The sequence below is a fragment of the Bradyrhizobium sp. USDA 4538 genome (assembly GCF_024171045.1).
In the GTDB taxonomy this organism is placed as follows: Bacteria; Pseudomonadota; Alphaproteobacteria; order Rhizobiales; family Xanthobacteraceae; genus Bradyrhizobium; species Bradyrhizobium australafricanum.
The window spans coordinates 6,541,827-6,565,035 of sequence record NZ_JALJZE010000001.1 but is presented as its reverse complement, the minus strand read 5'-3'; the positions used below and the strand labels follow the sequence as shown (position 1 = coordinate 6,565,035).

The 23,209-nt window shown below is 65.8% G+C and carries 20 protein-coding genes; 9 read left to right on the top strand and 11 right to left on the bottom strand.

Annotation, left to right across the window (positions count from 1 at the left end):
- Positions 1-9: 9 nt before the first annotated feature.
- The 3 genes from J2R78_RS29785 to rfaD are packed head-to-tail and all read right to left on the bottom strand — an operon-like array spanning position 10 to position 3,770.
- Entirely contained in the window at positions 10-1,290 is a 1,281-nt protein-coding gene (locus J2R78_RS29785) for an O-antigen ligase (protein ID WP_253607829.1), read from the bottom strand.
- Between the two features lie 8 nt (positions 1,291-1,298).
- Positions 1,299-2,771 (bottom strand): D-glycero-beta-D-manno-heptose-7-phosphate kinase, encoded by a 1,473-nt coding sequence (gene rfaE1 / locus J2R78_RS29780; RefSeq protein WP_253607828.1) that lies wholly within the window; start codon positions 2,769-2,771, stop codon positions 1,299-1,301.
- A gap of 18 nt (positions 2,772-2,789) precedes the next feature.
- Positions 2,790-3,770, bottom strand: a complete 981-nt coding sequence (rfaD, locus tag J2R78_RS29775; protein ID WP_253607827.1) for an ADP-glyceromanno-heptose 6-epimerase — start codon at positions 3,768-3,770, stop codon at positions 2,790-2,792.
- Positions 3,771-3,905: 135 nt separating this feature from the next.
- Here rfaD and waaF point away from each other — a divergent pair, with 135 nt between their 5' ends.
- The gene (gene waaF, locus J2R78_RS29770) at positions 3,906-4,970 is read left to right on the top strand and encodes a lipopolysaccharide heptosyltransferase II (RefSeq protein ID WP_253607826.1); all 1,065 of its coding nucleotides are present in this window, start codon (positions 3,906-3,908) and stop codon (positions 4,968-4,970) included.
- On the opposite strand, the gene J2R78_RS29765 is transcribed toward waaF, so the two are convergent.
- The gene (locus J2R78_RS29765) at positions 4,952-5,992 is read right to left on the bottom strand and encodes a glycosyltransferase family 4 protein (protein WP_253609951.1); all 1,041 of its coding nucleotides are present in this window, start codon (positions 5,990-5,992) and stop codon (positions 4,952-4,954) included. The two genes, waaF and J2R78_RS29765, sit on opposite strands and share 19 nt — an antisense overlap.
- 138 nt (positions 5,993-6,130) lie before the next feature.
- Here J2R78_RS29765 and galE point away from each other — a divergent pair, with 138 nt between their 5' ends.
- Together galE and J2R78_RS29755 are read left to right on the top strand one after the other, a co-directional pair.
- The gene (gene galE / locus J2R78_RS29760) at positions 6,131-7,144 is read left to right on the top strand and encodes a UDP-glucose 4-epimerase GalE (RefSeq protein WP_253607825.1); all 1,014 of its coding nucleotides are present in this window, start codon (positions 6,131-6,133) and stop codon (positions 7,142-7,144) included.
- Between the two features lie 109 nt (positions 7,145-7,253).
- Positions 7,254-9,065 carry an ABC transporter ATP-binding protein gene (locus J2R78_RS29755; protein ID WP_253607824.1) on the top strand — a complete coding sequence of 604 codons (1,812 nt, stop codon included), beginning with the start codon at positions 7,254-7,256 and terminating at the stop codon, positions 9,063-9,065.
- 6 nt (positions 9,066-9,071) lie between these two features.
- On the opposite strand, the gene J2R78_RS29750 is transcribed toward J2R78_RS29755, so the two are convergent.
- Positions 9,072-10,250, bottom strand: a complete 1,179-nt coding sequence (locus J2R78_RS29750; RefSeq protein WP_253607823.1) for a dipeptidase — start codon at positions 10,248-10,250, stop codon at positions 9,072-9,074.
- Between the two features lie 153 nt (positions 10,251-10,403).
- Here J2R78_RS29750 and J2R78_RS29745 point away from each other — a divergent pair, with 153 nt between their 5' ends.
- Entirely contained in the window at positions 10,404-11,105 is a 702-nt protein-coding gene (locus J2R78_RS29745) for a fumarylacetoacetate hydrolase family protein (protein WP_028341609.1), read from the top strand.
- 67 nt (positions 11,106-11,172) lie between these two features.
- Here the strand turns inward: J2R78_RS29745 and J2R78_RS29740 are convergent, their stop codons facing one another.
- Positions 11,173-11,397, bottom strand: a complete 225-nt coding sequence (locus J2R78_RS29740) for a hypothetical protein (protein WP_253607822.1) — start codon at positions 11,395-11,397, stop codon at positions 11,173-11,175.
- 218 nt (positions 11,398-11,615) lie between these two features.
- Here J2R78_RS29740 and J2R78_RS29735 point away from each other — a divergent pair, with 218 nt between their 5' ends.
- The gene (locus J2R78_RS29735; protein ID WP_253607821.1) at positions 11,616-11,888 is read left to right on the top strand and encodes a hypothetical protein; all 273 of its coding nucleotides are present in this window, start codon (positions 11,616-11,618) and stop codon (positions 11,886-11,888) included.
- Positions 11,889-11,977: 89 nt separating this feature from the next.
- Here J2R78_RS29735 and J2R78_RS29730 read toward each other — a convergent pair whose 3' ends face one another.
- The 4 genes from J2R78_RS29730 to J2R78_RS29715 form a co-directional block, all read right to left on the bottom strand.
- Positions 11,978-12,352, bottom strand: a complete 375-nt coding sequence (locus J2R78_RS29730) for an SPW repeat protein (protein ID WP_233443110.1) — start codon at positions 12,350-12,352, stop codon at positions 11,978-11,980.
- A gap of 21 nt (positions 12,353-12,373) precedes the next feature.
- Positions 12,374-13,738, bottom strand: coding sequence for an MFS transporter (locus J2R78_RS29725; RefSeq protein WP_253607820.1), 1,365 nt, complete (start codon positions 13,736-13,738; stop codon positions 12,374-12,376).
- Positions 13,739-14,012: 274 nt separating this feature from the next.
- Complete coding sequence (gene ggt / locus J2R78_RS29720) at positions 14,013-15,695, bottom strand: gamma-glutamyltransferase (protein ID WP_375167070.1); 1,683 nt, start codon at positions 15,693-15,695, stop codon at positions 14,013-14,015.
- 248 nt (positions 15,696-15,943) lie between these two features.
- Entirely contained in the window at positions 15,944-17,641 is a 1,698-nt protein-coding gene (locus J2R78_RS29715) for an NAD-dependent malic enzyme (protein ID WP_253607819.1), read from the bottom strand.
- Between the two features lie 325 nt (positions 17,642-17,966).
- Here J2R78_RS29715 and J2R78_RS29710 point away from each other — a divergent pair, with 325 nt between their 5' ends.
- On the top strand, positions 17,967-18,122 hold the full coding sequence (locus J2R78_RS29710; RefSeq protein WP_016843659.1) for a hypothetical protein: 156 nt from the start codon (positions 17,967-17,969) through the stop codon (positions 18,120-18,122).
- Between the two features lie 90 nt (positions 18,123-18,212).
- Here J2R78_RS29710 and J2R78_RS29705 read toward each other — a convergent pair whose 3' ends face one another.
- Positions 18,213-19,142 carry an aspartyl/asparaginyl beta-hydroxylase domain-containing protein gene (locus tag J2R78_RS29705; protein WP_253607818.1) on the bottom strand — a complete coding sequence of 310 codons (930 nt, stop codon included), beginning with the start codon at positions 19,140-19,142 and terminating at the stop codon, positions 18,213-18,215.
- A gap of 353 nt (positions 19,143-19,495) precedes the next feature.
- Between J2R78_RS29705 and J2R78_RS29700 the strand changes: the two genes are divergently transcribed.
- From J2R78_RS29700 to J2R78_RS29690, 3 genes are read left to right on the top strand one after another with little or no spacing between them, the layout of a single operon-like run.
- On the top strand, positions 19,496-20,698 hold the full coding sequence (locus tag J2R78_RS29700; RefSeq protein WP_375167069.1) for an ABC transporter substrate-binding protein: 1,203 nt from the start codon (positions 19,496-19,498) through the stop codon (positions 20,696-20,698).
- 10 nt (positions 20,699-20,708) lie between these two features.
- On the top strand, positions 20,709-22,436 hold the full coding sequence (locus J2R78_RS29695) for an FAD-dependent oxidoreductase (RefSeq protein ID WP_253607817.1): 1,728 nt from the start codon (positions 20,709-20,711) through the stop codon (positions 22,434-22,436).
- Entirely contained in the window at positions 22,433-23,197 is a 765-nt protein-coding gene (locus J2R78_RS29690; RefSeq protein ID WP_253607816.1) for an SDR family NAD(P)-dependent oxidoreductase, read from the top strand. Before J2R78_RS29695 ends, J2R78_RS29690 begins: the two co-directional genes overlap by 4 nt.
- Positions 23,198-23,209 lie beyond the last annotated feature (12 nt).

Genomic DNA, 23,209 nt, shown 5'->3' with positions numbered 1-23,209 from the left:
TGCCAGCGATCATGGACGAGCAGGAGGTTCGGGTTCCATATCGGCCCCCAATTGCCCCTTCAACGCCATGCCGCCCGCGACCCCGACACCCAGCACGTACATCCAGCCTTCGTGAAAGTCGAAGATGTGTGAATTAAACAACGAACTCGTAATATTCTGTACTACGACGAGAAGCCCGATCCAGTTGACGAGACCGTCGCCGCGGAACAGCAAGAGGTGCAGCAGCCACATCGCATACAGGATCGCCACACCCACAATGCCCCACTGCACGGCGACGTTCAACGTTTGATTGTGAGGGTTGCCGATCACTTCGCCGGAGGCCTGGGTCACACCACCCGTTGCCACGCGCTCGAATAGGCCCCGGGTCGCTCCGGTGCCATGGCCGATGACCGGGGCCTCGGCGAAGAAGCCGAGCGACTTTCGCCAGAATTCGAGCCGCAGACCGACCGAGGTCGGCTCGTTGCGCTCCATGTAGAGCTTGTAGTCGCGCTGGAATGACTCGGCCGTCCAGCGCAATTGCGGTGAGCCATACCACGCCACCACGGCTAACGCGGCGGCCGCGCAAAGGATCAGGACGATGCTGCGCCAGCGCAGATGGAGCAGCGCAAACACCGCGAACATAATCGGAACCGTCACCAATGCAGTCCGCGACACCACCACCATCGCCATGTTGGCGAACAGGCTGAGCGCGATCGCGATCAGCAACATGGCCGGCAGGAAGCGTTTGGCCCGCAGCAGCATCACGACCGGATAGGCCAGCGCGACCGCGCATAAGGTGAATTCCTGGCTCTGGTCGATGTAGTTCTTGACGAAGACTCCCTGCTCGCCAGGCGCAGGCGCCCTCAGCGCGAGGTGCGGATAGGCAAGCACCAGCCAGGACATCAGCATCAGGAGCGTGCAGGAGACGAGGAAAGCGACGAACACCCAGGTCCCGCGGGCCGAGCGCTGAAAATGATAGAGCAGGACCGGCAGCACGAGGAGCTTTGCGGTCGGCCCGACCGCGTAGAATCGCGCGCCCCAGGCCGCGTCCGACCAGAGCGTGCCGACAAGCGCGAGGCAAAACAACGCGACCGGCGCCAGGCAGATCGGCCGCTTCAGCAGCGCCCAGAACGCCTTCAGATCGACCGTCGGCGCAATCGCGATCAGCAGCACCACGCCGAAGATGCCGACCAGCGAGGTCGACCACGGCAGCGACAGCACGATCAGGACCGCGACCACATCGGTCGCGGTCTGCCAGCGCGCCGGATCGCGCCAGGCCGGACACGCCGCGGCGCCTGCCGGGGATGCCATGCTTGCGCTCATGCCTTGCCCTCACGGGCCCGCGCAACCAGCGACGTCGTGCTGTGGCCGGGCAGGATCTCGACCAGCACCACCTCGCCGCCGGCGGCTTCGACGATCTCGTGGCCGACCACCTGCTCGCGGGTATAGTCGCCGCCCTTGACCAGCACGCTCGGCCGCACCTGCGTGATCAGATTGATCGGCGTGTCCTCCTCGAAGATCGCGACGAGGTCGACGGCTTCCAGCGCCGCCAGCACCTCGGCGCGGGCGCGCTCGTCCTGCACCGGACGCCCCTCGCCCTTCAGCCGCTTCACCGAGGCGTCGCTGTTCAGCCCGACGACGAGGCGATCACAGGCGCCGCGCGCGGCGGTCAGCACCTTGACGTGGCCGGGATGCAGGATGTCGAAGCAGCCATTGGTGAAGCCGATGCGCAGATCCTGCCTGCGCCACTCCTCGAGGCATGCATCGATGTCGCCGCCGGCCGGGACGATCTTCTCCTCGGCCGCCAGCGAAGCGTGCGGCAGGATCCTTCGGCGCAATTCGGCGGACTTGACGATCGCGGTACCGGTCTTGCCGACCGCAACCGCCGCCGCCGCGCTCGCGATCCGCAGCGCGCCTTCCCAGTCGGCGCCGCCCGCCAGCGCCAGCGCCAGCGCCGCGGCAACGGTATCGCCGGCGCCGGAGACGTCGCGTACCTTGACCGGCAGCGCCGGCACATGGATCGAACCGCCGCCCCGCGTCACCAGCGTCATGCCGCGCTCGCCCTGCGTCACCAGCATCGCCTCGCAATCCGCGAGGTACATCGCATCGGGCGCGGCCTGCGCGATGCTGTCCTGGCTGTCGGCGCGGCTGCGGGTCGCCTCGGCGAATTCCTTGCGGTTCGGCGTCAGCACGGTCGCGCCGCGATAGATCGCGAGATTGGCGCTCTTGGGGTCGACGATGACGCGCTTTTGCGCCTGGCGCGCCGCGTCGATCACATTGCGGATCACCCGCGCGGTGAGCACGCCCTTGGCGTAATCCGACAGCAGCACGATGTCGGCCCGCGCAAGCCGCGGCAGGATCGCGTCGATCAGCTGCTGCTCGATGGCCGGCGCGGCCGGCGCGGCGAACTCCCAGTCGGAGCGCAGCATGTGGGTCGAGAATTGCTCGGAGACGAAGCGCACCTTGCGCGTGGTCGGACGGGCGGCGTCGCGCACCAGCACGGTCTCGATAGCGGCTTCCTTCGCCAGCGCCTCGGCCAGCACCGCGCCGGCGGCGTCCTCGCCGATCAGGCCGACGAAGATGCAGCGCCCGCCAAGCGCAGCGATGTTGCGCGCGACGTTGCCGGCGCCGCCGATATTGGTCTCGCTGCGCCTGACCGCGATCACCGGCGCCGGCGCCTCCGGCGAGATTCGCGACACCTCGCCGTAGACGAACTCGTCGAGCATGAGGTCGCCGACGCACAGCACGGTCTGGCCGGACATCGCACGCGAGATCGCTTCAAAATCGAACATCAGTCACCGTCATCCGCTCTAGCGATAGCGATCCGCGCGGTCGAGAAAGCCCTTCACATAGGCCCCGACTGCGTCTTCCAGGCGGGTGAAACCGCCATTGTATCCGGCGCGCCCGAGACGATCGACTACGCTCTGGGTGAAGTACTGGTAGCTGCCGCGAATCTGCTCGGGCATGTCGACATACTGGATGTTCGGCTCCAGCCCGAGCGCGCCATAGGCCGAGACGATCAGGTCCTTGAAGCTGCGCGCCTTGCCGGTACCGACATTGAACAGCCCGGAGACCCGCGGCGTCGCGATCAGCCACATCATCACCCGCACGACATCGTCCACATAGATGAAGTCGCGGCGCTGATCGCCGTCGGCGATGCCCTCGCGATGCGACTTGAACAGCTGCACGACGCGGCCCGCCTTGATGTCGTCGAAGCGCCGCGCCAGCACGCTCATCATCGGGCCCTTGTGATATTCATTGGGGCCGAACACGTTGAAGAATTTCAGCCCGGCCCATTGCGGCGGCAGAGGCGCGCCCTTCGCCGCGCGCTCGGCGACCGCAAGGTCGAACAGGTTCTTGCTCCAGCCGTACAGGTTCATCGGCCGCAACCGCTTCAGCGCCTCGACCGACGCGTCGTCGTCAAACCCCTGTTCGCCGTCGCCATAGGTCGCGGCCGAGGAGGCATAGATGAACGGCGTGGCATTCGCCGTGCACCAGTCGAGCAGCCGCATCGAGAGACGGAAATTGGTCTCGATCACCAGGTCGCCGTCGATTGCCGTAGTCTCGGAAATGGCGCCGAGATGGATCACGGCGGTGAGCCGCCGCCCTTTCAGCCAGTCGCCGAGCTCGGCCGGCGGAACGACATCGGCAAGCTGGCGCTTGGCCAGGTTCCGCCACTTGCCGTCCTGCCCAAGCAGATCGCAGACCGCGACGTCGCTGCGCCCGGCGTCGTTCAACGCGGCCACGACGTTCGATCCGATAAAACCGGCGCCCCCGGTTACCAGAAACATGATGAAATCCCGCCAGATTCCTTTGCAGCCGTCAGCTTTGCCCCACTCCCGCGTCGCAGGCAACGACGGCTTTACCTCTCATCGCGAACCGGTTACCGACTTGGCCGCGCCCGATCGGCCTTGGCCTATTTAGAAATGAATATTGATTCAATATCTGATATCGAAACACAGGATGCCGGGGATACCAGACCGATCCTCGTGGTGCCCTATGTTTGGATCGGCGATTTCGTGCGCGGCCACACCGTGGTCAGGGTGCTCCGCAAGCGTTGGCCGAACCGGCCGATCGACCTTCTGACGTCCAGGCTTTGCGCCCCTTTGGTCGATTATATGCCCGATGTTCGCGCCGGAATCGTGTCTGACCTGCCGCGCAGCCGGCTGGCGCTGGCCCAGCAGCAGGCCCTCGCGGCCGAGCTTCGCCGACGGAACTACGCCACCGCACTGGTGCTGCCGCGGACCTGGAAGGCCGCTCTCGCGCCGGCGCTGGCGGGCATCCCGGAACGGGTCGGCTTCTTTGGCGAGGTGCGGTTCGGCCTCATCAACGCGATGCGATGGGGGGAAAAGCAGCAGCCGCGCTTCATCGACAAGAACGCGATCCTGGCGCTGCCCGACGGCGCCGCCCGCCCGCCGGAATGGCCGGTGCCGCAGCTTCGGGTTCCCGCGGACGAAATCGAACGCTGGCGGCAGGCTAACGGCCTCGGCCGCGGTCCCGCCATCGCGCTCGGCCCCGGCTCGGTCGGCGCCTCGAAACGCTGGACCTATTATCCGGAGGCCGCGCGCCTGTTCGCCGAACGCGGCTTCGACGTCTGGGTGGTCGGCGGCCCCGGCGAGAAGGCGCTGGCACAGGAGATCGCGGCCGTCGGCGGCGCGCGGGTCCGCGACCTCACCGGCAGCGATCTGCGCAACGGCATCGTTGCGATGGCCGCGGCCAGCGTCGCTGTGACCAACGACTCCGGCCTGATGCACATCGCCGCCGCAATCGGCACGCCGACCATGGGCATCTTCGGCCCGACCGATCCCTATCTCTGGGCGCCCCTCAACGGCCTCGCCGCGACGGTGCTGCAGACCAGGAGCAAGCTGTCGTGCCAGCCGTGCCAGCGCACCGTCTGCACCATGAACGACCATCGCTGCATGCGCGACATCGCACCCGAAGAGGTCGTGGAGATTGCGCAGCGCGTGCTGGCTCAGGTCAGCGCGCGGTAGACCTTGGCGATCGCGTTCGCCTCGGCATCGAGGCTGAACTTATCCACAACTCGTTGCCGCGCCCGCGCCCCCATCGCCGCGGCCGATGCCGGATCGCGCATCAAGGGCTCCAGCGCGGCCACCAGCGCGTCGGCGTCGCCGGGCGGCGTCAGCACCCCGGTGACGCCGTCCTCGACGACGAACTCGGCCGCGCCCGCGCGCGCGGCCACCAGCGCCGCGCCTGCCGACATCGCCTCGATCAGGGTCAGGCCGAAACCTTCATTGCGCGAGGTGAAGGCGTAGATCGTCAGCCGCTGATACCAGCGCATGACGTCCTCGATCGGCAGTTCGCCCGTGATGATGATGCGCGATTGCAGCCCGGCGGCCTCGATCTTCCGCTTCAGCTCGTTGGCAAAGGCGAGTTGCTCCGGCACCACGGCGCCGACAATGACGGCGGTGAAATCGGGATAGCGCGGCAGCAGCCTGCACATCGCCTCGACGAAGACGTCGCTGCCCTTCTGCGCGCGCACCCGCCCGAAGCAGCCGATCGCATAGCGCCCCGGCAATCCGCTCTCGGCGAAGGCTGCCGCGCGATCGACGGGCGGCGCATAGCGATCGGTGTCGACGCCGTGCATCACCACCGTCGCGTCGCGCTTCAGATAGAAGGCCGACAGCGGACTGGTGGCGATGATCGCATCCATGTTGCGGATCAGCCAGCGCGTCAGCCAGGTGTGATGGCGCTGCGCAGCCGAGGTGAAGATCAGCTTCAGCGGCCAGCCGAGCGCCCGCAGCGCGAGCCCGACGATCATCTCGTCGTTGCGCCGCGCGTGCCAGATCAGCGGCGATGCGCGCCGCCACAGCCGCAGGAGATCGGCGAATCCGATCGCGTCGATGCCGTCGGGCCGATGCGAGCCGAGCCAGGCTGCGCGAAGCATTTTGGCGAGCTTCGGCGCGACCATGCGGTTGGTCGCGGTGACACCCGAATAGCGTCGGTGCAGATTGGGCACGATGAGCTCGAGCTCGCCGGCAGGTGTGTTCTCGATCGGCACTCAAGTCTCCGTTTCGTGCCAGTTCCTATACGCAACATTAAGCATAGTGGCCAGTTCGGCCGCGGCGAAACCCCCTCTTCACCGCACTCCCGCTAGCATCACCGGTTAAAGAATATCGGGAGAGCTCTATCCATGACCGTGCTCGTGACCGGCGGCGCCGGCTATATCGGAAGTCACATGGTTCATGCGCTGGTCGATGCCGGCGAGAGCGTCGTCGTGGTCGACAACCTTTCCACCGGCTTCTCCGCGTTCCTGCCCGAAGGCGTGCCGCTGTTCATCGGCGATGCCGGCGACGAGAATCTCGTCGAGGGCGTGATCGCCCAGCACGGCATCGACAGCATCATCCATTTCGCGGGCTCCGTCGTGGTGCCGGACTCGATGCGCGATCCACTCGGCTACTACCGCAACAACACCATGACGACCCGCAGCCTGCTCAACGCGGCGGTGAAGGGCGGAGTCAGCCGCTTCATCTTCTCCTCGACCGCGGCCGTCTACGGCAACCCGGACCAGGTGCCGGTGCCGGAGATCGCACCGACGCGTCCGCTGTCGCCCTACGGCTCATCGAAGCTGATGACCGAGATCATGCTGCACGACGTCGCGTCCGCTCATGGCATGAGCTACGTCGTGCTGCGCTACTTCAACGTCGCCGGCGCCGACCCGAAGGGCCGCGTCGGCCTTGCCACCATCGGCGCCACCCATCTGCTCAAGATCGCGGTCGAGGCCGCGACCGGCCAGCGCGCCAAGATCGATGTGTTCGGCACCGACTATCCGACCCAGGACGGCAGCTGTATCCGAGACTTCATCCATGTCAGCGACCTCGTCGAGGCGCATCGCTCGGCGCTGTCCTATCTCCGCGCCGGCGGGCAATCGGTGACGATGAATTGCGGTTATGGCCGCGGCTATTCCGTGCTCGAGACGATCGAGGCGGTGCGCCGGGTCTCGATGCGCAATTTCGCGGTCGCCCACGCCGCGCGCCGGCCTGGCGACATCATGACCATGGTGGCCGACACGACCCGGATCCGCTCGCTGCTCGACTGGACGCCGCGCTACGATGATCTCGAGACCATCGCGAGCCACGCACTGGCCTGGGAGGAGAAGCTGTTCCGGGAGCGCGCCGGCTCCGCGCGACACGCGGAATCGGCCTAAAAAACAAACCGTTATCAAGCAGTTATTGTACTTGAAAAAGCCCCGCCAAGCGGGCAAGGAGGTCCCGCAACCCTGACGGCCGGCGCTGCCCGCCGTCAATGGAACGCGGATGGCCCAGTTTCCAAAGAAAATTACCGACGATCCCTATGGCGCGGCGATCCTGATTCGCCGCCTGGTCATGGAACAAGGGATTACCTATTGGCGGCGCTATCTGACAGCGTTCGCCCTGATGGCCATTGCGGCCGGCTCGACGGCCGGCGCCACCTACGTGCTCGGCCAGGTGATCAACCAGGCCTATGTCGACAAGAACATCCCCGGCATCGCCATGTTCGCCGGGATCACGGTGGTGCTGCTGTTCATCAAGGGCGTGGCGACCTACGGCCACATGGTGATCCTGAACAAGATCTCCAACGCCATCCTCGCCAGCAACCAGCGGCAACTGTTCGCCAAGCTGATGAGCGAGAGCATCGGCTTCTTCTCGCAGCGGCACTCGTCGGAATTCCTCGCGCGGCTGACCGCCGGCGCCAAGTCGATCACCGACGTACTCAACATGCTGGTCAATGCGATCGGCCGCGACTTCCTGATGCTGATCAGCATGGTCGCCGTCATGGTCTGGCAGGACCCGCTGATGTCGTTCATCGGGCTCGTGGCGGTGCCGCCGGCGATGCTGATGCTGCGCAGGCTGGTGAAGCGGATCAAGGGGCTCGCCTACAACCAGTTCACCGGCACCGCCGACATCATGGAGACGATGCAGGAATCGCTGCAGGGCATCCGCACCGTGAAAGCGTTCACGCTGGAAGGCACCATGCAGCAGCGGATCGACGAGCACATCGCAACCGTCGAGAGCAATGCCAACAAGATGGCGCGCGTCGCCAACCGCTCCAATCCGCTGATGGAGATGCTCGGCGGCTTCGCGGTCGCCGGCTGCCTGATGTATGGCGGCTACAGTGTGGTGGCGCTCGGTTCCACGCCGGGCCAGTTCTTCACGTTCCTGACCGCCTTCCTGATGGCGACCGAGCCGGCCAAGCGGCTGGCGCGGCTCAACATCGATCTCAACAGCCAGCTGGTCGGCGCGCGGATGCTGCTCGAGGTGGTCGATAGCCCCGCGAGCGAGCAGACCGATGACGACAAGCCTGCGCTGAAACTCTCCGAGGCGCAGATCGAACTGCGCGACGTCAGCTTCGCCTATCGGCCGGGCGAGCCGGTGCTGAACCGCATGAGCTTCGTGGCCGAGCCCGGCAAGGTGACCGCGCTGGTCGGCCCCTCCGGCGGCGGCAAATCGACCGTGCTGGCCTTGCTGCTGCGTTTCTACGAGACGCGCGAGGGCGACATCCTGATCGACGGACAGCCGATCTCGTCAGTGTCGCGCAAGTCGCTGCGGCAGCAGACCGCCTATGTCGGACAGGACGTCTATCTGTTCCGCGATACCATCCGCGCCAACATCGCCTTCGGCAAGCAGGGCGCCAGCGAGCAAGAGATCGTCGACGCCGCCAAGGCCGCCTGCGCACACGACTTCATCATGAGCTTCCCGCTCGGCTACGACACGCCGGTCGGCGAGCACGGCACCCAGCTGTCCGGTGGACAGCGCCAGCGCATCGCGGTCGCCCGCGCGCTCATCAAGAACGCGCCGATCATCCTGCTCGACGAGGCCACTGCCGCGCTCGACTCCGAGTCCGAGAAGCAGGTGCAGGAAGCGATCGAGCATCTCTGCCAGGGCCGCACCACGATCGTGATCGCGCACCGCCTGCACACCATCATGCATGCCGATGCGATCCTGGTGGTCGAGGGCGGCGAGATCGTCGAGCGCGGACGGCACGAGGAGCTGCTGCGCCGCGGCGGCCGCTACGCCTCGTTCTTCCGCTTGCAGCACCACCACGACCCGTCGCCGCTGGCGCTGGCGCCGGTCAGCGCCACCGGCTAGGGCGTCTCACCCCCTCGGGACAATGCCTGCGCGCAGCACGCGCAGGACATTGCCGCCCATGACCTTGCGGATGTCGTCCTCCGAGAACCCGCGCGACATCAGCGCCTGGGTCACGGCGACGATCTCGCTGGCATCGAAGCCCGTCGTGGTCGAGCCGTCGAAATCCGAGCCGAGGCCGACATGGTCGATCCCGACCAGGTCGCGGACATGGGCGATCGCCCGCGCGACATTGTTCGGATCGAGCGAGCAGACCGCCCCTTGCCAGAAACCGATGCCGACCACGCCGCCGGTCCGCGCGACACCCCGGACTTCGTCGTCGGTGAGGTTGCGGTTGACCTTGCACGTCGCCTGAACGCCGCCGTGGCTCGAGACCACCGGGCGCGTCGCCATCGCCAGCACCTCGCCGACCGCCGCGTGGCTGGCATGCGCGAGGTCGACGATCATGCCCATCGCCTCCATCCGCTGCACCACCTGCCGCCCGAGCGGCGTCAGTCCGCCCTTTGCGACGCCATGCATCGAGCCCGCGACGTCATTGTCGAAGAAATGCGCGAGACCGGCCATTCTGAATCCGGCGCCGTAGAGCACGTCGAGATTGGCGATGTTGCCCTCGATGTCCTGCAAACCCTCGATCGAAAGCATGCCGCCAACCACCGTCGCGCCGCTCTTGCGGTCGGCGAGCAGGCGGTCGAGGTCGGCCGGCGTTGCGATCAGGCGCAGCCGCCCGGCGGACTGTTCGGCGAAGCTCCGCAGTTTCTCGGCATGCCACAGCGAGCGCTGCAGCAACGAGAACCACGTCCGCGGCGGCTGCAGATCGATGATGGCGAGGTTCGTGATAGTGTCGGTATCGGCGCCGTTGGCATCATAGTTCTGGCCCTTGGGCGACTTGGTGACAGACGAGAACACCTGCAGCGCGTAGTGTCCCTCGATCAGTCGCGGCAGATCGATATGGCCGCGATCGGATCGCGCGATCAGGTCACGCTTCCACAGCAGGCTGTCCGCATGCATGTCCGCCACGTCGAGCGTCGCTTGCAAGGCCGTTGCGGCGGGCGTGATATCCTGCGCCACGCGCTGGACCCTGTTCTGCGCCCGGTCGATCCGCTCCGGGACGACCGTGAAAAACCGAACGGCGGCGGCGATCAGGGCCACGACGATCAGCACCAGGCCGATCGAAAGCCATTTCCTCATGGGCCCCACCGCCATTGTCGACCAAAGGCGGCCGCGCTCGGCGGAAAGCTGGCCTCACCTCTGCGCCGGATGCAGCCGCGGCCACTAGCCCTGAGCGGCGTAAGCGCGTAAATACCGCCCGCGCTCCCTCCTTCAACCCTCCGGGACCCGTTCATGAACGCCGCATCCACCGTCATTCCGCTTCCCCCGCAGCCCTCGCTTCCCGTCGTCGGCGAATCCGGCACCTATCCGGTCCGCCGCATCTGGTGCGTTGGCCGCAACTATCTCGAGCATATCAGGGAGATGGGCAATGACGAGCGCGCGCCGCCGTTCTTCTTCGGCAAGCATGCCGACATGCTGGTGCCCGATGGCGCGACCATCCCCTATCCGCCGCTGACCAAGGACCTGCATCACGAGGTCGAGCTGGTGGTGGCGATGAAGAGCGGCGGGCTGAACATTCCCGCCGACAAGGCGCTCGAGCATGTCTACGGCTATGCCGTCGGCATCGACCTGACCCGCCGCGACCTGCAGATCGCCTCGCGCAAGAAGGAGCGGCCCTGGGAGATCGGCAAGTCGTTCGACTATTCCGCACCCTGCTCGGCGATCCAGCCGGCCGCGAAGATCGGCCACCCGACCGCGGGCAAGATCTGGCTCACCGTCAACGGCAAGGAAGCCCAGAAGGGCGACCTCACCGAGCTGATCTGGAACGTGCCTGAAATCATCTGGCAGCTCTCGCAGCAGGTGAAGCTTGCCGCCGGCGACATCATCATGACCGGCACGCCAGCCGGCGTCTCGCAGCTGCAGGTGGGCGACAAGCTCGAATGCGGCGTCGACGGCGTCGGCAAGCTCGCGGTGACGATCGGCAAGCCGGAATAACCGCCTCAGGAACGAGGCCAGGCCCAAAGCCCCGGACTTCAGGTCCGGGCCTTTTTGCTGTGCGCCGTCAGCGCATCGTGCCGGGCATGCAGGGTGGCTCGGTGAACGGGGCGGTCGCGAACGATCCGACCTTCGGCGCGCGCACGCAATCGGTGGTCTTGCTGCTGACCGTCGTTGTCGTCATCGCAGCATTGGCGCGCCGCACCGCAGCGTTGTTGCCGGCAGCGGACGCCTGAGCCGAACAGGAGGCTGCCGCAACCAGCGCAAGCGCCGCGAGGGTCAATTTGGTCATGGGATTTCTCCGTACGGTGGTGAAGCCGACCTAGCTCGGCTCCTGTGATCAAGGACCGCGAGTGCCCGGGAATTATTTCATCACGCGCGATCACCGCGCCGCGAGCGCCCGATCACATCAGATGGAGCGGGGAATACCGGAGCGACCGGGGCACTCCATGTCATCAAGGCCGCGCGCAAACGCGGCGACGACTGTATGACGACTGTATGGAGATTTTCATGATCGATCTTCGACGACCCGGCGTACGGCTTGGCTTGGCTGCGATTATGTCCGCGGCAATGGCGACCGCTTGCTTCGCACAGGCGGCGGTCCAGCAGCCCCGCGCCTACGCGTCAAACGAAACCGCGAGCAGGCCGTGGTCGGCGCCGGTCGGCCATCGCCAGCCGCGCGCCGCCGATGTTCCGGCGACGACATCGATATCGCAGCAGATCATCGATCAGGAGGACGCGATCGTCGACCGCAAGATCAAGGGCATTTGCCGCGGCTGCTAGAGCATGATCCGGAAAAGTGCGAAGCGGTTTTCCGAGGAGGTCATGCTTAAAGACAAGGAGCCACACCTCGGTCTCGCCAGCGGCGGATCCTACTGCCTTTCGGCGGCGTGCGGCGCTGCCGGGCCGAAATGCGTCTTCTCGTATTCGAGCCACAGCTCGAGCAGCGCCATGAACGCCACCACCGCGCCGGCGGCGATGGCAAAATGCATCGCGCGGGTATGCGCGAAGCCGAGCAGCCAGGGCGAGACGATCAGCCAGCAGCCGACGACCAGGTTGATCCATTCTTCCCAGATCGAGAACGCGACGATCGCCGCCAGCGACATGATCGCGATCGCCGCGCCGCTGATCCTGAGATCGATCGCCGCGGTCGGATTGGCCTGCACGAACAGCCACGGCGCAGCGAGCAGGAAAATCGCTGCGATGAGGTTATAGAGATCGAGCGCGGATTCTTTTCGCCACTTCATCATCGATTGCTCCCTTGCTACTCAAACCCGCTGCTGATGCGCCTCGGGCGCATTGATGTCCCTGCCCGTGTAGTCGGTCATCATCGCGGTCGCGACCAGCGTGATGATTGCGCAAGCCGCGATATAGGCCGCGATCGCGGTCGCCGAATGGAACGTGCCGAACAGCCAGGTCGCGATCAGCGGTGCCGGACCGCCGGCGATCACGGAAGCAAGCTGATAGCCGAGCGAGGCGCCGCTGTAGCGCAGGCGACCAGTAAAGCTCTCTGCGATCAGGGCCGCCTGCGGGCCGTACTGCATGTCGTGCGGAATCAGCGACAGGAAGATCGCAAGGAAGATGATCGTTTCCGATCCGGTGTTAAGCATCGCGAAATAGATGAAGCCGAACACGCCGGTCACGGCAGCGCCGATCATGTACATGTTCTTGCGGCCGATCTGATCGGAGATGTGCCCGCACAGCGGGATCGAGACGAACGACAGCACCGAGGCCGCGAGCACCGCGGTCAGCAGGAAGTCACGCGACACGTGCAGCGTTCCGACGCCGTAGGAGAACACGAAGGCGGTGAAGATGTAGAACGGCGCCTGCTCGGACATCCGCGCGAAGGCGGACAGCAGGATCTCCTTCGGATGATCGCGGATCACCGTCAGCATCGGCGTGCGGTCGAGCTGACGCTCGGCCAGCAGCTTGCTGAACACAGGCGTTTCCAGAATGCCGAGCCGGATGTAGAGGCCGACACCGACCAGGACGATGCTGAGCGCGAAAGGAATGCGCCAGCCCCACGACAGGAACTGGTCGCCCGACATCTGGCTGAAAGCCAGCACCGCGAGATTGGCGAGGAACAGTCCGCAGGGCACGCCGAATTGCGGCCATGAGGCGATCAGGCCGCGGGAGCGATCGTTGCGCGCCCATTCCATCGACATCAGCACCGAGCCGCCCCATTCGCCGCCGACGCCGACGCCCTGGATGAAGCGCAACACGGTCAGGATCACCGCGCCCCAGATGCCGATGCTGGAATAGGTCGGCACCAATGCGACCGCCGCGGTCGCCAGTCCCATCAACAGCAGCGTCGCGATCAGCGTCGACTTGCGGCCGATGCGGTCGCCATAGTGCCCGAAGATCGCAGCCCCGATCGGCCGCGCGACGAAGCCGACCGCATAGATGGCGAAGGCCTCGAGCGTGCCGACCCAGGGATCGGAATGCGGAAAGAACAGTTTTGCGAAAACCAGGCCGGTGACAGTGCTGTAGAGAAAGAAGTCATACCACTCGATCGCGGTCCCGACCGTGGAGGCGATCACCGCTCGGCGCAGCTGCAGCTGATGCTCGGATGCCGTGAGCCGGTTGGCGTCGAGGCCGGAGGTTGGACGAAGCGTTGGGCCGAATGTTGCCATGGGGGTGTCTCCCTCGCACAGGCCCCCGGACGGATATTGACTGTGGTTCGTTTGAGTACGAACGATAACGCGCCCCGGAAAGTTCCACGGGAAGGGACCGTCGAGACTTGAACTTTAGTCGGCCTTCAGTCGGCCATGGCGAGCGACAGATCGCAGCGCGCCGAAGGCGTCGTCCGCCACCGCTCGCCCACCGGGTGGCGGACCATGCTTCGCAGATGGCTGCCGGATGCGCCCGGCAGCCGCCGGGCGCTCCGTCAATCGGACGCGCTTCGTCTCATGACAGCCCGAGGGCCCGCCCGTCGCTGCGCGGATCATGCGCCCCGGTGATGCTCCCGTCGGCGTCGATCCGGATCGCACCCGGATGTCCCGCGAGCGGGCTCTGGGCCGGTATCGGACTTATTTCGTGGCCGCGCTCGGCGAGCGCCTTGAACACCGCTTCACCGGCATCCTTCTCCAGCTTCAGGCTGTCGCGCGCATCGGAGAACGTCTTGCCGAGCAGGAAGCGCGGTCGCGACAGCGCGGTAAGCGGATCCATGTTGTAGTCGATCAGCCTGGTCAGCACCGCCGCGAGCGTCTGCGGCTGCCCGTCGGCTCCCTGCGTGCCGTACAGCAGATGCGGCCGTCCGCTCTTGAGGTAGATTCCCGGATTGAGCGTGTGGAACGGCCGCTTGCCCGGCTTGAGGCAGTTGGGGCTCGCCGGGTCGAGGTTGAACGACGCACCGCGGTTGTGCCAGATGATGCCGGTGTCGCCGGCCACCATGCCGCTTCCCCAATCGTAGTAGACGGTTTGCAGCATGCTGACGCAATTGCCGTCCCGGTCGGTCGCGGCGAGATAAACCGTGTCGCCCTTCTTGAACACGTGCGGCCACGGCATCGCCTTCTCGAGGTTGATCGCCTTCGCGCGCGCGTCGAGGTAGCTCGCCGAGAGCAGCTGATTGACCGGAACGTCGACGAATTCCGGATCGCCGATGTAGCGGCTGCGGTCGATGAAGGCCTGCTTCACCGCTTCGACCAGCAGGTGATAGTAGTCCGCGCTCCCTTCCGGATATTTCGCGAGCTCGAAGCGGTCGAGGATACCCATGATCTCGAGTGTCGTGAGACCCTGCGTCGGCGGGCGCAGCCCGAGCAGCTCGCCGCCGCGATAGCCGACGCGCAACGGCGTCTCGTCGCGCGCGCGGCAGCGTGCCAGATCGTCGGCGGTCAGCGGCGAGCCGATCTGCTTCAGTCCGGCCGCAATGCGCGCGGCGAGCTTTCCTTCGTAGAAATCACGCCCGCCATTTGCCGCCAGCATCTCCAGCGATTTCGCGAGTTCAGCCTGGACCAGCGGCTCGCCGATTTCAGGCATCCGGCCGGCGGGCATGAAGATGCGCTGGATCTCTGGCCAGTCCTTCAGGTTCTTCGCTTCCATGTCCTGCCAGAAGCGCTGCGACGGCGTGACCGGGAAGCCCTTGCTGGCGTATTCGATCGGGCGCGCGAACAGCGACGCCCAGCTTTGCTTTCCGGCCCAGGATTTGCGGCTGAAATCGAACGCCTGATCCCAGACGTCGACGGTCGTGGCCGCGGTCAACGCCGACCCCGGCCCCCGGATCGGGACCGAGCCGCTGTAGTTCGGCAGGTTGAGCGCAGCCTGACCTGCGCCGGACAGCGTCCGGACGTTTCCCTTGCGGTCACTGATCACCATGAAGCTGTCGCCGCCGAGGCCGCTGAAATGCGGATAAGTCACGCACAGCGTGGCGCCGATGGCGATGACGGCCTCGATCGCATTGCCGCCCTTGCGCAGCACCTCGAGTCCCGCCTGCGTGGCGAGCTCGTGCGGGCTCGTCACCATGCCGGTCTTCGATCGCGCCAGCGCACCGGTATTGTCGAGGGCCCAGAGCGGTCGCGGCGCCGCCGCGGCGACCGCCGTAAGCATGGACCCGACCAGCAACTCCCTGCGCGACATGCCAAGATCGGCCATTCGACTTCCCTCCCCGTTTCCTCGTTGTGTCGATGTTGTGCGATCGCGGGCTGCGGACACCGCGACGTCCAAATCCCTGAAGGACCGCCACTGGCATTTGGCATGCCAAGATTGAAGAAAATTCTTACTTCGGTCAAGCCCGTTGAGAAGGCGCGAGCGAGGTCGAGCCCACCCTGACCCGATCATGATGGTCATAAATCGATGCCGCGCGCGGCCCGGAGGATCGCGCCGCGCCGACGCGCCGAGCTCTAGGCCCGATCGCTGCGGCGGTACGGCACGTAGCGCGGCGTCCAGACCTTGGCGTGAATCCGCGCCTCGACCTGGTCGATCGGAACGTCCCTCGCCAATCCCTCCTTGTGCGCCTGCAGCGCGACCGCAAGCGCCACGGTCTGCGAGACGTCGCGCAACGCGCTGACCGGCGGCAGCAGATTGTGCTTCGGGTTGTCGCGCGCCGGCGAGACGCTGGCCAGCGCCTTGGCGGCGGCCATGAACATGCCGTCGCTGACCCGGCTGGCACCGACCGCGAGCGCGCCGACGCCGACACCCGGGAAGATGTAGGAGTTGTTGGTCTGGTCGACCTTGAAGCGCGCGCCGTCGCGCATGATCGGCGGGAACGGGCTGCCGACGCCGATCAGCGCCCGCCCCTCGGTCCACGCCTCGATATCGACCGGCGTCGCCTCCTCGCGCGAGGTCGGATTGGACAGCGGGAAGATCACCGGTCGCTTGTTGCATTCGGCCATCGCGCGGACGATCGGTTCGGAGAATGCGCCGGCCTGGCCGGAAACGCCGATCAGCACGGTCGGCCTGGCATTGCGCACGACGTCGAGCAGCGCGATCTTGTCGGGATGGCTGAGCTGCCAGCCCGCGATCGCCTGCCTGTCCTGCACGAACGGAAGCTGGAACGGGGCGAGCCCGCTCATACCCTCGAGCAGCAGCCCGTCGCGGTCGACCATGAAGAAGCGCTTCGCCGCCTCGCTCTCCGACAGGCCGGCATCGACCATCGCGGCGCGGATCAGGCTGGCGATGCCGCAGCCGGCCGAGCCTGCGCCCAGCACGGCGACGCGCTGCTCGGTGAGCGGCACGCCGGTGACGTTGATCGCGGAGAGCAAGGCGCCGGTCGCCACCGCCGCGGTGCCCTGAATGTCGTCGTTGAAGGTCAGGAGCCGGTCGCGATAGCGCTCGAGCATGCGCGTCGCGTTGTTCTTGGCGAAATCCTCCCACTGCAGCAGGACGCGCGGCCAGCGCTTCACCACCGCCGCGACGAAAGCCTCGATGAAGTCGTCATAGGCCTGGCCGCGGACGCGCTCGTTGCGCCAGCCGACATAGAGCGGATCGGCGAGGCAATCGGGATTGTCGGTGCCGACGTCGAGCATGATCGGCAGCGTCGTCGCCGGATGCAGGCCGCCGCAGCCGGTATAGAGCGCGAGCTTGCCGATCGGGATGCCCATGCCGCCGGCGCCCTGGTCGCCGAGGCCGAGGATGCGCTCGCCGTCAGTCACCACGATCGCCTCGACGTGATCGAAGCGCGGATGGGCGAAAATGCGATCGATCCGGTGCTGATGTGGGATGCTGAGGAACAGCCCGCGCGGCTTGCGGAACAGCCGACTGAATTTTTGGCAGCCCTCGCCGACGGTCGGCGTGTAGACGATCGGCAGCAGCTCTTCCAGGTTGCCGACCAGGAGCGCGTAGAACAGCGTCTCGTTGGTGTCCTGCAGCTCGCGCAGAAAGGCATAGCGCTCGATGTCGGTCTCAAAGCCGCGCAGCGCCTCGAGGCGGCGCGAGACCTGCTCGTCCAGCGTCAGGATATTGGGCGGCAACAGGCCATGCAGGTCGAACGCCTCGCGCTCAGCCTCGGAGAACGCCGTGCCCTTGTTCAGCTGCGGATCGGCCAGCAGCTCGTAGCCGCTCAGCGCAGTGGTCGCAAAAGCTCCTGATGACTCCGACATGGCAAGGTCCCCTCAATGCGAAACGCCAGATGGGACGTTATCACGCCCACGTAACGGATCGGAGCGCGAAGGCGCGCCGCCGCGCAAAGTTGAACGGCCCCGACGCTGCGGCTGCACCTCCTGATCGACACCAACATACCTTGGTATAGCCCGCCTGATTCCTTGTGATGGCCCGTGCTTACGCCCGTACAGTTGAGCGATGGCGAGAGATTTTTACACTCGCGGCTACTCCAACGTGATCAGGATCACTGCTCCGAGCCGTCAATCGCAAGACTGTCACGCGTGGCAGGTGTCGACTGGAACGCGGGTTTCGAGGACCACTCAGATGATCGTCAACATTCAGAAGCTGAACGGCCTGTGGCACCTGATCGTCGGGTCGTGCAAGATCCGAACTCCGTTCCTGGAGACCCAGGACAGGGAGTGGGTCGTCGCCTATGCCAGGCGAATCTACCCTGGCGCCAAGGTTTTCGAGCGCGACTGACGCTGTTCCGCCTCACAGCTCTCGTCCCAGACAAAAAGCCCCGGAGCATGCTTCGGGGCTTTTGCTTCCAACGCGGCAACGCCGCCGCGGTCAGTGCAGCGCCGACATCACGATCAGGCCGAGGATCAGCGCGGTCGCGGAATATTTGAGCGCGTAATACACGTTCCGATTCCACTCCTTCACCTTGCGGCTGGCGAGATGGATCTCGTAGAGCTTGCCGAACACCTTGTTCAGCGCGCCGACGTGCTCGCCGTCAACGTTCTGGGTCGCCGACGCCTTGACGATGTTGTGGCTGACCCAGCGGTTCATCGCCGTCATGAAGCCGAACTTCATCGGGCGCTCGACGTCGCAGAACAGGATGATGCGGTTGACGTCGGTCTTGTTCTCGGCGCTGTGGATGAAGGTTTCGTCGAACATGAAGGCCTCGCCGTCGCGCCAGACGCATTCGACGCCGTCGACGAGGATGCGGCACTGGTTCGAGTTCGGCGTCACGAGGCCGAGGTGATAGCGCAGCGAGCCGGCGAAGGGATCGCGGTGCGCCCCGAGCTTACCGCCCGGCGGCAGCATCGCGAACATCGCGCCATGCACGTTCGGAATCGAGTTGAGCAGCTCCACCGTCTTCGGGCACAGCGTCCGCGCCGACGGCAGGAAGTCGTCGTACCATTTCAGATAGAAGCGCTTCCAGCCGCTCTTGAAGAAGGAGTAGAAGCCCCAGTCGTTGTTCTTGGCCGCGGCACGGATGAAGCCTTCGTCGAACAGGCGCGTGGCCTCGTCGCGGATCGTCTCCCAATTGTCGGAGAGCTTCTTGAGCTCGGGAAACTGCTCAACCGGAATCACCGGCGTGTTGGGCACGGCGGAGCCGGCATACATCAGCACATTGTAGGGCGCGAGGTAGGTCGAGTGATCGCCGAGCTGGCGAGCGAAGCGCAACCGATGCTTGCCGCGGAAGTGGACGTAGAGCGTAGAGGACACCAGCACGTAAAGAATGACGAGCTGCGGCGCGAAGAGCTGTCTCAACATGATCCGTCTATGATCGCTGCCCCGCCGACGCCCTTCATGCCCCGCCCCGCAGGAGCCTTGCCCTTCACGGGTGGCCCAGTCCGGGCGGCGAAACGCGTCGCCGTCCGCGAAAATTCCCCTGTTTCATAGTGACTTGGCACTGCGGCGCGGTCTGGCAAATGAGCCGGACTCGTTGCCGCGGTGCCGTCCCGGACGAGCCATGTAAGCGTTCGCTCACCAAATGTGAAGCGTCGCGCCGCACGGGTGCCAACTTTGTGACACTATTCACACACCTAATTCGCCATTGACAAACTGATTAGACAATTCCTAATCCTGAGTGACCCGCCGAAGAGCGCGGACATCCAAAGGGAGGAATGATGAGACAGTTTCTGGCGGCAGCCCTTGTCGCGGCGATGACCACGGCCGCTCACGCCCAGGTTTCCGATGACGTCGTGCGCATCGGCGTGCTGACCGACCTGTCGAGCTGGGGACGCGACAATTCGGGCCCGGGCTCGGTCGAGGCGGCCAGGATGGCGGTCGAGGAATTCGGCCCCACCGTGCTCGGCAAGCCGATCGAGATCATCTCCGCCGACCACCAGATGAAGACCGATGTCGGCGTGCAGATCGTGCGTGGCTGGTTCGACAACGGCAAGGTCGACGCCGTCGTCGACATCCCGAATTCCGGCATCGCGATCGCCGTGCACAACATGGTGCGCGAGCGCAACAAGATCGCGCTCTTGTCCGGTCCCGGCGCGAGCTCGCTGACCGACGAATTGTGCAGCCCCAACACGGTGCATTTCGCCTACGACACCTACGCACTGTCGAAGGTGACGGCCTCGGCCGTGATCAAGGAAGGCGGCAAGTCCTGGTTCTTCGTCACCGCGGATTACGCCTTCGGCCAGCAGCTCGAGAAGGACGCGACGCGCTTCATCAACGAGATGGGCGGCAAGGTGCTCGGCAGCGTCAAGCATCCGACCAACACCGCCGACTTCTCCTCCTTTGCGCTGCAGGCGCAGAGCTCGAAGGCCGACGTGGTGGCGTTCGCCAATGCCGGTCAGGACACCGACAATTCGATCAAGCAGTCCGGCGAGTTCGGCCTCGTGCAGGGCGGCCAGAAGCTGGTCGGGCTCTTGATGTTCGACACCGACGTGCATGCGATCGGCCTCAACGCCGCGCAGGGCACCTATATGACGACGGCATCGTACTGGAACATGGACGGGAAGACGCGCGCCTGGTCGAAGAAGTTCTACGCCCGCGCCAATGTGATGCCGACCATGATCCAGACCGGCGTCTACGGCTCGGTGCTGCATTATCTCAAGGCGATCCAGGCCGCCGGCACCGACGATCCGAAGGCGGCGATGGCCAAGATGCGCGAGCTGCCGATCGAGGACACCTTCGTGCATGGCGGCAAGCTGCGCGAGGACGGCCGCGTGATCCGCGACATGTATCTGGCGAAGGTGAAGAAGCCGTCGGAGTCCAAGGAGCCGTGGGATTATCTCGACATCGTCAAGACGGTGAAAGGCGAGGATGCCTATCGTCCGATCTCCGAGTCGAAGTGCCCGCTGCTCAAGAAATAGGATCGATCGCGTGGCCAACGAACAAACCCAGGAAACGTATCATTGCGACGCGCTGGTCGTCGGCTCCGGCTGCGCCGGGCTGTCGGCGGCGGTCACCGCCGGCCATCACGGCCTCAAGGTCCTGGTGGTCGAGAAGGAGCCGCGGTTCGGCGGCACCACCGCGCGCTCCGGCGGCTGGCTGTGGATCCCCGGCACCTCGCTGGCCAAGGCCTGGGGCATCGAGGAGAGCCCCGATCAGGCCAAAACCTATCTGCGCCACGAGGCCGGCAACAGCTTTGATGCCGCGCGCGTCGATGCGTTCCTGACCGAAGGGCCGAAGGCGGTCGACTTCTTCACCACCAGCACCGCGGTGCGCTTCGACATGCCGCTGACCTTCCCGGACTATCATGCGGAAGCGCCGGGCGGCGCGCAGGGCGGCCGCTCGATGGTGACGCGGCCGTTCGACGCCCACGAGCTCGGCGACGCCCTCAAGAATCTCGGCAGCCCCCTGCCCGAGCTCACCGTGTTCGGCATGATGCTCGGCTCCGGCAAGGAGATTGTGCATTTCATGCGCGCGACGAGATCGCTGACCTCGGCGGCCTATGTCGCCAAACGGCTGTCGAAGCACGCCATCGACGTGATGCGCAACGGCCGCGGCATGACGCTGACCAACGGCAACGCGCTCGCCGGACGGCTGGCGAAATCCGCCTTCGACCTCAAGATCCCGCTTTGGCTCAACTCGCCGGTGCGCGAATTGATCGTCGAGAACGGCGTGGTCCGCGGCGCGGTCGTCGTGCGTGAAGGGCGCACGATCCGCGTCAACGCCAAGCGTGGCGTGGTACTCGCCTGCGGCGGTTTTCCGCATGACGTCGCGCGACGGCAAAAGATGTTTCCGCATGCGCCGACCGGAAAAGAACATTATTCGCCGGGCCCGACCGGCAACACCGGCGACGGCTTGCGCCTTGCGGAATCCGCCGGCGGCCGCGTCGACGACTCGCTGCCGAATGCCGCGGCCTGGGTGCCGGTCTCAGTCACGACGCGCAAGGACGGCTCGAAAGGCGTGATGCCGCATTTCATCGATCGCGCCAAGCCGGGCGTGATCGCGGTGATGGCCGACGGCAGGCGCTTTGCCAATGAAGGCAATTCCTACCACGACTTCGTGCAGGCGATGATCAAGGCGGCGAAGCCCGGCGAGGAGATCGCGGCGCATCTCATCTGCGATCACGAGACGCTGCGCAAATACGGCCTCGGCTGCGTGCCACCGCGCCCGATGCCGCTCGGCCATCACCTGAAGACCGGCTATCTCAAGCGCGGCGCGACGCTGGCGGAGCTCGCCGCGCAGGCCGGCATCGACGCCAAGGCGCTCGAGGCGACGGTCGCGGAGTTCAACACCACCGCGGCGGAGGGACGCGATCCCGTCTTCGGCAAGGGCTCGCGTGCCTATAACCGCTATCAGGGTGATGCGCTGCAAGGGCCCAATCCCTGCATCGCGCCGATCCAGCACGGGCCGTTCTACGCCATCAAGATGGTGATCGGCGATCTCGGCACCTATGCCGGCATAAGGACCGACGCCAATGCCCGCGCGCTCGACACCGACGGCCAGCCGATCGCCGGCCTCTATGCCGCCGGCAACGACATGGCGAGCATCATGGGCGGCAACTATCCCGGCGCCGGCATCACACTCGGGCCTGCGCTGACCTTCGGCTACATCGCGGGCAGACACATCGCCGGCGTGGCGGCGGAAGGAAGCGCGCCATGAGCGCAATGGCGACCCTGCTCGCAGGCAAGCGCGCGCTGGTGACCGGCGCTGCGCACGGCAACGGTCGCGCCATCGCGCTTGGCCTCGCGGCGCATGGCGCGGACGTTGTAGTGACCGACATCGATCGCGCCGGCGCCGAGCAAACCGCGGCCGACATTCGCCAGCACGGCCGCGCGGCATGGCCGTTCGAGCTCGATGTCACCGATGCGGAGGCGTGCTCCGCGCTGGCGCAGCGTGCGGCGCGCGAGGTCGGGCCGATCGCGATCCTGGTCAACAATGCCGGCATCATCATCCGTGAGGGCATCGGCTCGCCCCGTGCACGCGAGAATTGGCGGCGGGTGCTCGACGTCAACCTGACCGGCACATTCAACGTCACCCACGCCTTCCTGTCGGCATTGCGCGAGACGCGCGGCACGATCATCAATCTCGGCTCGATCGCGTCCTTCCTCGGCGTTGCCGATACGCTGGGCTATGCGCCGTCCAAGGGGGGCGTCAAGCTCCTCACCCAGGCGCTCGCCCGCGAGCTTGCCGCCGACGGCATTCGTGTCAATGCGATCGCGCCCGGCGTGATTGAAACGGCGATGACCGAAGCGACCCGCAACGACCCGGGCCGGCTCGCCGGATTTCTGGGCCGCACACCGCTCGGCCGCGTCGGGCAGCCGGAGGAGCTGGTCGGCCCGGTGGCGTTCCTCGCATCGGAGCTGGCATCTTATGTGAACGGCGTGACCATGCCGGTCGACGGAGGGTTTCTCGCCGTATAAGCACATTGTCGG

Coding starts and splice junctions, on each gene's coding strand:
- J2R78_RS29785 (WP_253607829.1), bottom strand. CDS start 1,290: ATGGCATCCCCGGCAGGCGCCGCGGCGTGTCCGGCCTGGCGCGATCCG.
- rfaE1 (WP_253607828.1), bottom strand. CDS start 2,771: ATGTTCGATTTTGAAGCGATCTCGCGTGCGATGTCCGGCCAGACCGTG.
- rfaD (WP_253607827.1), bottom strand. CDS start 3,770: ATGTTTCTGGTAACCGGGGGCGCCGGTTTTATCGGATCGAACGTCGTG.
- waaF (WP_253607826.1), top strand. CDS start 3,906: ATGAATATTGATTCAATATCTGATATCGAAACACAGGATGCCGGGGAT.
- galE (WP_253607825.1), top strand. CDS start 6,131: ATGACCGTGCTCGTGACCGGCGGCGCCGGCTATATCGGAAGTCACATG.
- J2R78_RS29755 (WP_253607824.1), top strand. CDS start 7,254: ATGGCCCAGTTTCCAAAGAAAATTACCGACGATCCCTATGGCGCGGCG.
- J2R78_RS29750 (WP_253607823.1), bottom strand. CDS start 10,250: ATGAGGAAATGGCTTTCGATCGGCCTGGTGCTGATCGTCGTGGCCCTG.
- J2R78_RS29745 (WP_028341609.1), top strand. CDS start 10,404: ATGAACGCCGCATCCACCGTCATTCCGCTTCCCCCGCAGCCCTCGCTT.
- J2R78_RS29740 (WP_253607822.1), bottom strand. CDS start 11,397: ATGACCAAATTGACCCTCGCGGCGCTTGCGCTGGTTGCGGCAGCCTCC.
- J2R78_RS29735 (WP_253607821.1), top strand. CDS start 11,616: ATGATCGATCTTCGACGACCCGGCGTACGGCTTGGCTTGGCTGCGATT.
- J2R78_RS29730 (WP_233443110.1), bottom strand. CDS start 12,352: ATGAAGTGGCGAAAAGAATCCGCGCTCGATCTCTATAACCTCATCGCA.
- J2R78_RS29725 (WP_253607820.1), bottom strand. CDS start 13,738: ATGGCAACATTCGGCCCAACGCTTCGTCCAACCTCCGGCCTCGACGCC.
- ggt (WP_375167070.1), bottom strand. CDS start 15,695: ATGGCCGATCTTGGCATGTCGCGCAGGGAGTTGCTGGTCGGGTCCATG.
- J2R78_RS29715 (WP_253607819.1), bottom strand. CDS start 17,641: ATGTCGGAGTCATCAGGAGCTTTTGCGACCACTGCGCTGAGCGGCTAC.
- J2R78_RS29710 (WP_016843659.1), top strand. CDS start 17,967: ATGATCGTCAACATTCAGAAGCTGAACGGCCTGTGGCACCTGATCGTC.
- J2R78_RS29705 (WP_253607818.1), bottom strand. CDS start 19,142: ATGTTGAGACAGCTCTTCGCGCCGCAGCTCGTCATTCTTTACGTGCTG.
- J2R78_RS29700 (WP_375167069.1), top strand. CDS start 19,496: ATGATGAGACAGTTTCTGGCGGCAGCCCTTGTCGCGGCGATGACCACG.
- J2R78_RS29690 (WP_253607816.1), top strand. CDS start 22,433: ATGAGCGCAATGGCGACCCTGCTCGCAGGCAAGCGCGCGCTGGTGACC.